Source organism: Pseudomonas citronellolis, from assembly GCF_029335315.1.
In the GTDB taxonomy this organism is placed as follows: Bacteria; Pseudomonadota; Gammaproteobacteria; order Pseudomonadales; family Pseudomonadaceae; genus Pseudomonas; species Pseudomonas citronellolis_A.
The window spans coordinates 1-8,279 of the sequence record NZ_JARJLT010000330.1 but is presented as its reverse complement, the minus strand read 5'-3'; the positions used below and the strand labels follow the sequence as shown (position 1 = coordinate 8,279).

7 protein-coding genes are annotated in these 8,279 nt (G+C 69.1%); 3 read left to right on the top strand and 4 right to left on the bottom strand.

All coding sequences use genetic code 11. The annotated features are described in order from the left end of the window. From P3W75_RS24600 to P3W75_RS24585, 4 genes are all read right to left on the bottom strand, one after another. The coding region (locus P3W75_RS24600; RefSeq protein ID WP_276229928.1) for an ATP-binding protein at positions 1-2,199 on the bottom strand (2,199 nt) is incomplete at its 3' end. Beyond that, positions 2,196-2,966 (bottom strand): substrate-binding periplasmic protein, encoded by a 771-nt coding sequence (locus P3W75_RS24595; protein WP_276229927.1) that lies wholly within the window; start codon positions 2,964-2,966, stop codon positions 2,196-2,198. The genes P3W75_RS24600 and P3W75_RS24595, both read right to left, overlap by 4 nt. Positions 2,967-2,969: 3 nt before the next feature. Beyond that, complete coding sequence (locus P3W75_RS24590) at positions 2,970-3,713, bottom strand: response regulator (protein ID WP_276229926.1); 744 nt, start codon at positions 3,711-3,713, stop codon at positions 2,970-2,972. A 110-nt stretch (positions 3,714-3,823) separates the two neighbouring features. After that, a complete protein-coding gene (locus P3W75_RS24585; protein ID WP_276229925.1) occupies positions 3,824-4,471 on the bottom strand; it encodes a TetR family transcriptional regulator C-terminal domain-containing protein in 648 nt (215 codons plus the stop codon). Positions 4,472-4,626: 155 nt separating this feature from the next. Here P3W75_RS24585 and P3W75_RS24580 point away from each other — a divergent pair, with 155 nt between their 5' ends. From P3W75_RS24580 to P3W75_RS24570, 3 genes are all read left to right on the top strand, one after another. Continuing rightward, on the top strand, positions 4,627-5,730 hold the full coding sequence (locus P3W75_RS24580; RefSeq protein WP_276229924.1) for a polyamine ABC transporter substrate-binding protein: 1,104 nt from the start codon (positions 4,627-4,629) through the stop codon (positions 5,728-5,730). Positions 5,731-5,913: 183 nt separating this feature from the next. Beyond that, positions 5,914-7,332 (top strand): aminotransferase, encoded by a 1,419-nt coding sequence (locus tag P3W75_RS24575; RefSeq protein WP_276229923.1) that lies wholly within the window; start codon positions 5,914-5,916, stop codon positions 7,330-7,332. Between the two features lie 53 nt (positions 7,333-7,385). Continuing rightward, positions 7,386-8,237 (top strand): helix-turn-helix transcriptional regulator, encoded by an 852-nt coding sequence (locus tag P3W75_RS24570; RefSeq protein WP_276229922.1) that lies wholly within the window; start codon positions 7,386-7,388, stop codon positions 8,235-8,237. Positions 8,238-8,279: the final 42 nt, after the last annotated feature.

Below are 8,279 nucleotides of genomic sequence, written 5' to 3'. Positions count from 1 at the left end.
GGGCAGGTGGGGGGTGGCGGCGCTGAGTTGCGAGTCGAGTTTTTCGGCCCAGCCGTGCAGCGGCTCGCCGGCCAGGGCCGCTTCTTCCAGGGCCTGCAGGCAGTCGCCCAGGCCGCGCAGGCCCATGGAGTGGCAGCTGCCCGCCAGGCGGTGGGCCAGGCCGGCCGCCTCGCTGGTGTCGCCGGCACGCAGCGCTTCGCGGAGCAACGGCAGTTGCTGCGCCAGCAGGTCGCGGAGTATCCCCAGCAGCTCCTTCACCCGGTGTTCGCCGAGCAGTTCGCGGTGGGTCGCCAGCACCTGTTCGTCGATCGCCCCGTCGCTGGCCGGCGCGGGCGGCGGCGCGCTCAGGTTGGCCAGGGCGCGGCGCAGGTCGTCGAGGCGCAGCGGCTTGCCCAGCACGCCCTGCATGCCGGCCTCGAAGTAGCTGCGCACCAGGGCCGGCTGCACGCTGGCGGTGAAGGCCAGGATCGGCGTTTCGCGGTTGCAGCCCCCCGCCTGGCTGCGGATCGCCCGGCACACGTCGATGCCGCCGAGGCCGGGCAGGTGCATGTCCAGCAGGATCAGGTCGAAGGCCTGCTCGCGGCAGGCGGCCAGCGCCGGTTCGGCGTCCTCGGCCAGGCGCACGGCGTGGCCGTCGCGCTCCAGCAGGCCCTGGGCGACTTCGCGGTTGAGCGGCACGTCTTCCACCAGCAGTACGCGCAGGGATTGCTCGCTGCGCTGCACCGGTTCCGCCACGCGCGCCGGGCCAGCGGCCGGTTGCAGTTCCACCTCGAACCAGAAGGTGCTGCCCTGCCCTTCCCGGCTGCGTAGGCCGATGCACCCGCCCATGGCTTCCACCAGGCGCTTGCTGATGGCCAGGCCGAGGCCGCTGCCGCCGTAGCGGCGGGTGACTTCCTCGCTGGCCTGGGTGAAGCGTTCGAAGATGCGCGCCTGCACCGCCTCGGGAATCCCGATGCCGTCGTCGACCACCGCGAAGCGCAGGCGCTGGGCCTCGCCGCGTTGCGCCAGCAGGCCCACCTCCAGGCGCACCTCGCCGTCCTCGGTGAATTTCACCGCGTTGGCCACCAGGTTGCTCAGCACCTGGCGCAGGAACTGTTCGGCGCCCCGGCAACGGCGCCGAACGTCATCGCCCAGGTGCAACGACAGGCGCGTGGCGTTGGCCGCCGCGCGCGGCTCCAGCAGGGTCAGCACTTCGTCGAGCAGCTCGCCGAGGTCGAAGTCCACCGGCTCCGGCAGGCTCGCGCCGTCCTCCAGCTTGGCGAAGTGCAGCACCTCGTTGAGCACCGCCAGCAGGCCCTCGCCGGCCTTGTGCAGGGCGTGCAGGCGCTTGCGTTCCAGCTCGCCCAGGGGCGCGTCGCGGAGCAGTTCGGCCATGCCGAGGATGCCGTTGAGCGGGGTGCGGATTTCGTGGCTCATGGTCGCCAGGAAGCGCGTCTTGGCGTCGTTCGCGGCCTCGGCCTCGTCCTTGGCCCGGCGCAGGCTGGCGGTGCGCCGCTCGACCTGGCGCTGCAGCTCGTCGCGCTCTTCGCGCAGGGCCTGGCGCATGTCGTCGAGGGCCTGGGCCACGGTGTCGAGTTCGTCGCCCTCGGCGCGCAGGCGCTTGTCCAGGCGCAGCGGCTGCTGCAGGTCGCCGCCGGCCATGCGCCCGGCGAACTCGGCCATGCGCCCGAGGTGGCGGGTCACCAGGCTGTGGAACAGCCAGCTCAGGGCCACCGCCAGGCCGCAGAGGAACAGGCCCATCCACAGCAGGTTGCTCAGGCCGCCATGCCACAGGCGGCGGTACACGGCGGCGAGGTCGATGGCGATGTCCAGCTCGCCGAGCTGGCGCAGCTCGCCCTGGGGCGGCTGGAAGCTCAGCGGGAAATGCTCGACGCGCAGCGGGCCAGGTGCCTGGAGGTTGCCCTGGACCAGGTTGAAGTCGGCGCTGGCCAGGCTGGCCCAGGCGATGTCGGGGAAGTCGACCAGGCCGTGCAGCTGCACGCGCAGCTGTTCCTGGTTGAGGTCCCAGAGGCTGCGCTCGAAACTGGCCAGGTAGCCGACGCGGATCAGCTCCAGGCGCGCCTCGATGTCGCGCATCTCGCGGCGGTATTCCAGGTACAGCTGCAGCGCGCCGGCGAGCAGGGTGAAGCACAGGCTGAAGCCCAGCACCCGCAGCAGCAGGCGCCGCGCCAGCGGCCCGGGCGCGCGCGGGGCCCTCATGGCGTAGCGGCCCGGGCGGCGAGCATGGCGCGGTAGTCGCGTTCGCTGTCATCCAGCCAGCGCGCCAGGCTGCCGTCGTCGCTGAGCTTCTGCAGCGCCGCGTCGATCTGCGGCAGGCGCTCCGCCAGCGGCGAATCCCGCGACACCGCCAGGCGCAGGTAGTCGACGGTGATCGGCTTCGGCGCGTCGAGGATGTCCTCGCCGCCGGGCAGGCGCTCGACGAACAGACGCCCGGTGCGGCGCTCGTAGGCGATGAAGTCGATGCGCTGGCGGATCAGCTTGCCGAAGTTCTGCTGGCTGTCGGAGACGTACTCGACGTTGTCGTGGCGGGCGACGAAGCGGTCGAAGGCGGCGCCATAGCTCTCGCCGAAAAGCAGCCCGCCGCGATAACCGGCAAGGTCGGCGAGCTGCTCGAAACGCACCGGCTTGCGCTTGTTGTAGAACAGCGCGACTTCCTCGCGCAGCACCGGCACGCTGGAGAACAGCAGGCCCTGGTCGCGCTGCGCGTTGCGATAGGCCAGGACCACGTCGACACGCCCGGCGGCGGCGTCCAGCAGGCAGCGCTTCCAGTTGCCCAGCACCACCACCTCGACCTCGTAGCCGAGGCCGCCGAGCACATTCTTCACCACCTGCGGCGCCAGCCCGCGCACTTCATGGCCGTCGCTCCAGGACACCGGCGGGTACACCGGGTAGTCGCAGTAGCGGATGCGCTCGGCGGCCGGCGCCAGGCCGGCCAGCAGCAGCGCGAATAGCGCCAGCCAGCGCATGGCTCAGGCGTCGCTGGGGGCGGCGGTGAACAGGTAGCCGGCGCCGTGGATGGTGATGATCAGCTCGGGTTCGGCCGGGTCGTCGCGCAGCTTGCGGCGCAGGCGGCCGACCAGCACGTCGATGGAGCGGTCGTTGGGCAGCCACTCGCGGTTGCGGATCTGGTCCATCAGCTGGTCGCGGCTCAGGGTGTGGCCGCTGTTGCGCAGGAACACGCTGAGCAGCTGGAACTCGCCATGGGTGAGCAGGGTTTCGCCGCCGTCGCGGTCGACCAGGCGTCGCCGGTCCGGGTCCAGGCGCCACTGGGCGAAGCGCTTCAACGGCTGCCGCGCGGCCACCGCCGTGGGCGCCGGCGCGCGGGCGTGGCGCACGCGGCGGATCAGGTTCTTCGCCCGCGACACCAGCTCGCGCGGGTTCGGCGGCTTGATCACGTAGTCGTCGGCGCCGCATTCCAGGCCGACGATGCGGTCGATGTCGTCGTTGCGCCCGGTGATCAGGATGATGCCCACCTCCGAGCGCACCCGCAGCTCGCGGGTCAGGGTCAGGCCGTCCTTGCCCGGCAGGCGGATGTCCAGCAGCACCAGGTCGAACGGCGGCCCGCCCTGCTCGGCCTCGGCCAGGCTGGCCTCGGCCTGTTCGGCGGTGCTGGCGCACGCCACCTCGTAGCCCTCCCCGGCGAGGTAGGACTGGAGGAGTTCGCGGATCAGCGGATCGTCGTCGACGATCAGTACACGGGGAGACATCGCCAATACCCTGCTGCGGCCGCCGGCGAGGTCGCGGCGGATTTCTTATTAGAGGATGGGCGCCCTTGGGAAATTTCCCAAGGGCCGGCGCAGAGTAGCGATTGCTGAACGGCCGATCAACAGCCTGCGGGCACGCGGCTGAAGCGCTGCCGACCACCGGCCTGCAAGCCGTCGACCCAGGCCTCGCAGACCTGCACGCCCTGCTCCGGGGTGAAGGTGCTGGGGTTCAGGCCGGACTCCAGCCACAGCCCGTCGAGCATCGCCGACAGGGCGATGGCGGCGAGCTCGGCGTCGAAGTTCGCCCAGCCCTCTTCCGTCGCCAGCTGGTTCAGCGCCTGCGCCAGCAGCGCGCGGTACTCGCCATAGGAATGATCGTGGGCGCGGTTGATCGCCTCGGCGGTCTTCACCGCGCCCCAGAACGCCAGCCAGGCGTCGAGCAGCTGCGGGTCGAGCAGTTCGGCGCTGAACGAGGCGCGGAAGAACGCCGAGAGGCGCGCGCGGGCGTCCGGCGCGGCCTCGGCGATGGCCTCGCGGAGCAGCTGCATGACCCGCCCGGTGACCGTCAGGTAGGCCTCGGCGACCAGCTCGTCCTTGCCCGCGTAGTGGTGGTTGATCAGCCCCACCGAGACCCCGGCCTCGGCGCAGATCTTGCGGATCGACGCGCCCTGGAAGCCATGCTGCTTCAGGCACGCCAGGGTGGCCTCGATCAGCAGCGCCTTGCGCTGCTCGGGTTCCAGCCGGGAAAAGCGTACTTCCTGGTTCATCGCCTGCCGCTCCTGTGTCCGATGCCGCCAATCTGAACGATTGTACAGCAGCATGCCAGCCCCACCCACCCATTCGGGGAATGGCCGCCAAACGCCCGCCAGCGGACAGTGGCCACAGCCGACACGACCCTTACAACGACAAAGGTGGGAGTGAAATGCAGAAGACTTTCGCAGCGATCCTGGGCAGCGCCCTGTTGCTGAGCCCCTTGCTCGGCCAGGCCGCGGACGCCGATGGCGCCAACACGCTGAGGCTGTACAACTGGACCGACTACATCGGCGAGCACACCGTCGCCGATTTCGAGAAGGCCACCGGGATCAAGGTGGTCTACGACACCTTCGACTCCTACGAGACCGTGCAGGGCAAGCTGCTGCCCGGCCGTTCCGGCTACGACCTGGTGGTGCTCAACGCCGCGCTGGTGCCACCGCTGCTCAAGGCCGGGGTATTCCAGCCGCTGGACAAGAGCAAGCTGCCCAGCTGGGGCAACCTCGACCCCGAGGTGCTCAAGCACCTGGATCACTACGATCCGGGCGTGCAGTACTCGGCGCCCTACACCTGGGGCAGCAACGGCATCACCTACAACATCCAGAAGATCAAGGAACGCATGCCCGACGCGCCGATCGGCTCGCTGGCGATGCTCTTCGATCCCAAGGTGGTGTCGAAATTCGCCGACTGCGGGGTGACCATCATCGACTCCCCCACCGACGTCATCCCGCTGGCCCTGACCTACCTCAAGCGCGACCCGAACAGCGCCAACCCCGAGGACCTCAAGGCCGCCCAGGCGCTGCTGCAGTCGATCCGACCGTACATCCGCAAGTTCGACTCCACCAGCTACCTCAATGGCCTGGCCAACGGCGACCAGTGCATGGCCATGACCTGGTCCGGCGACTACGCCACCGCCCAGGCCCGCGCCGACGAAGCCGGGGCCAAGGTCAAGCTGGGCTATTTCGTGCCCAAGGAAGGCTCGCTGATCTGGTTCGACGACTTCTACATCCCGGCCGACGCGCCGCACGTGGCCAACGCCCACAAGTTCATCGAATACATGCTGCAACCCAAGGTGGCCGCCGACGTCAGCGACTACATCCGCTACGCCACCAGCAACGGCGCGGCCAAGCCGCTGCTGGCCACCGAGGTGCGTGACGACCCGGCGATCTACCCGGACGCCGAGACCCGCTCGCGGCTGTTCACCCAGAAGGTCCAGGGCCCGCAGGCCACCCGCCTGATCACCCGGACCTGGAACGCGGTGAAGACCGGGACCTGATGAGCTGATCCACAAGAGCCCCCTCTCCCCAACCCTCTCCCTGAAGGGAGAGGGGGCAGTCCGCAGCGCGGTGCAATCCCGCGCCCAAAGGCCTTTCCGCCCCCAGGGGCGGAGCACCCGACCGAGGCCCGGGGAGAGGGAAACGGAATTAACGAGATGAAACCGCAAGATCGAGGTACTGCCATGACCACCCCATCCGCCGCCTTCTTCGCCCAGTTCGATGACGCAAAGCTGGTCGCCGCCGACAAGGCCCACTACGTGCACGGCTACCACGTGTTCGACGACCACCGCGAGAACGGCGCGCTGAACATCGCCGCAGGCCAGGGCGCCTACATCTACGACACCAAGGGCAACCGCTACCTGGACGCCGTCGGCGGCATGTGGTGCACCAACATCGGCCTGGGCCGCGAGGAAATGGCCGAGGCCATCGCCGAGCAGGTGCGCCAGCTGGCCTACTCCAACCCCTTCTGCGACATGGCCAACGTCACCGCCATCCAGCTCTGCGAGAAGCTCGCCGAACTGGCCCCGGGCGACCTCGACCATGTGTTCCTCACCACCGGCGGCTCCACCGCCGTGGACACCGCCTACCGGCTGATCCAGTACTACCAGAACTGCCGCGGCAAGCACGCCAAGAAGCACATCATCAGCCGGGTCAACGCCTACCATGGCTCGACCTTCCTGACCATGTCCCTGGGTGGCAAGGTCGCCGACCACCCGGCGGAGTTCGACTTCCTCAAGGACTTCATCCACCACATTTCCTGCCCCAACCCCTACCGCGCGCCGGAAGGCATGACCGAGGGCGACTTCCTCGAATTCCTGGTCAAGGAATTCGAAGACAAGATCCTCGAACTGGGCGCCGACAACGTGGCGGCCTTCTTCGCCGAGCCGATCATGGGCTCGGGCGGCGTGATCATTCCGCCCAAGGGCTACCACCAGCGCATGTGGCAGGTGTGCCAGAAGTACGACCTGCTCTACGTCGCCGACGAAGTGGTGACCTCCTTCGGCCGCCTGGGCGCGTTCTTCGCCTCCGAAGACGTGTTCGGCATGCAGCCGGACATCATCACCACCGCCAAGGGCCTGACCTCCGGCTACCTGCCGCTGGGCGCGTGCATCTTCTCCGACCGTATCTGGAAGGTGATCGCCGAGCCGAACCAGGGCCGCTGCTTCAGCCACGGCTTCACCTACAGCGGGCACCCGGTGAGCTGCATCTCGGCGCTGAAGAACATCGAGATCATCCAGCGCGAGAACCTGCTGGAGCACGTCAACGACGTCGGCGCCTACCTGGAGCAGCGCCTGCGGGAGCTGGCCAGCCTGCCGCTGGTGGGCGACGTGCGCTGCCAGAAGCTGATGGCCTGCGTCGAGTTCGTCGCCGACAAGCGCCACAAGACGCTGTTCCCCGAGGAGCTGAACATCGGCGAGAAGATCCACCTGCGCGCGCAGAAGCGCGGCCTGCTGGTGCGCCCGATCGTGCACCTGAACGTGATGTCGCCGCCGCTGACCATTACCCGCGCGCAGGTCGACGAGATCGTCGACACCCTGCGCGAGGCCATCCTCGAAACCGCCGAGGACCTCAAGCGCAGCGGCGACTACGCGGGCCACTGATGCGCGGACGCGGCGCTTTGCTCCTGGTCGGCGGCACCAGTATGCTGCCGACCATGAGCGCCTCCAGCCCCCCCACCACCACCCCGCCCCTGCATGCCTGGCATGCGGGGCTGGCGCGCGCCATGGCGACGGTGGCCGAAGCCGGTTTCGTCGAGCACCTGGGCGACGCCCTGGCCGGCCTGGCGCAGATCGAGTCGATGATGCTCGCCCTGGAGCGCAAGGGCCTGCCGCCGCAGCCGCTGTACCAGCGCGGCATCGCCGAGCAGTACCGCGAGGCGCTGATCGAGCGCTACTACGCGCGCGGCTACATGCTCGACCCCTTCTGCCTGGCCATGGAAGACGGCCTCGCCGAGGGCTTCTACCCGCTGGCGGAGATCGCCCCGGACGATTTCTTCAGCAGCGAGTACTACAAGACCTACTACCTCAAGGCCGGCTCCAGCGAGGACTGCCACTACATCATCGACCTCGACGAGCAGCGCAAGGTGTCGCTGTGCATGTACCAGGGCCACAGCGGCGCGCGCCTGAGCGACGAGCAGCTGGACCTGCTGAGCAGCGCCCGCGAGCTGGTGCGCGAGCTGTTCCTGCAGTTCGACCGCAATGGTGGCCTGGAACAGCTGCTGGCCGGCAGCGGCGACCGCACCCAGGCCTCGCGCAGCCGCCTGAACCGGCACATCCGCGAAGCCTTCATGAACTTCGGCAGCGACTGCCTGACCGAACGCGAGCGCGAGATCGCCCACCTGCTGCTGCGCGGCCACTCGGTGAAGTCCAGCGCGCGCATGCTGGACATCTCGCCGGAGACGGTGCGCATGCACCGCAAGCACCTCTACACCAAGCTGGAGATCAACTCCCAGGCGGAGCTGTTCTCGCTGTTCATCGACTGGCTGACCCGCGACGGCCCGGCCTGACCCGCCCGAGTCGGAGTCCGCTCCTACGCCGAGGCGCAGCAC

What these genes read in the sequence shown, in the direction of transcription:
- P3W75_RS24580 (WP_276229924.1), top strand. Translation starts at nt 4,627, where the DNA reads ATGCAGAAGACTTTCGCAGCGATCCTGGGCAGCGCCCTGTTGCTGAGC.
- P3W75_RS24575 (WP_276229923.1), top strand. Translation starts at nt 5,914, where the DNA reads ATGACCACCCCATCCGCCGCCTTCTTCGCCCAGTTCGATGACGCAAAG.
- P3W75_RS24570 (WP_276229922.1), top strand. Translation starts at nt 7,386, where the DNA reads ATGAGCGCCTCCAGCCCCCCCACCACCACCCCGCCCCTGCATGCCTGG.
- P3W75_RS24595 (WP_276229927.1), bottom strand. Translation starts at nt 2,966, where the DNA reads ATGCGCTGGCTGGCGCTATTCGCGCTGCTGCTGGCCGGCCTGGCGCCG.
- P3W75_RS24585 (WP_276229925.1), bottom strand. Translation starts at nt 4,471, where the DNA reads ATGAACCAGGAAGTACGCTTTTCCCGGCTGGAACCCGAGCAGCGCAAG.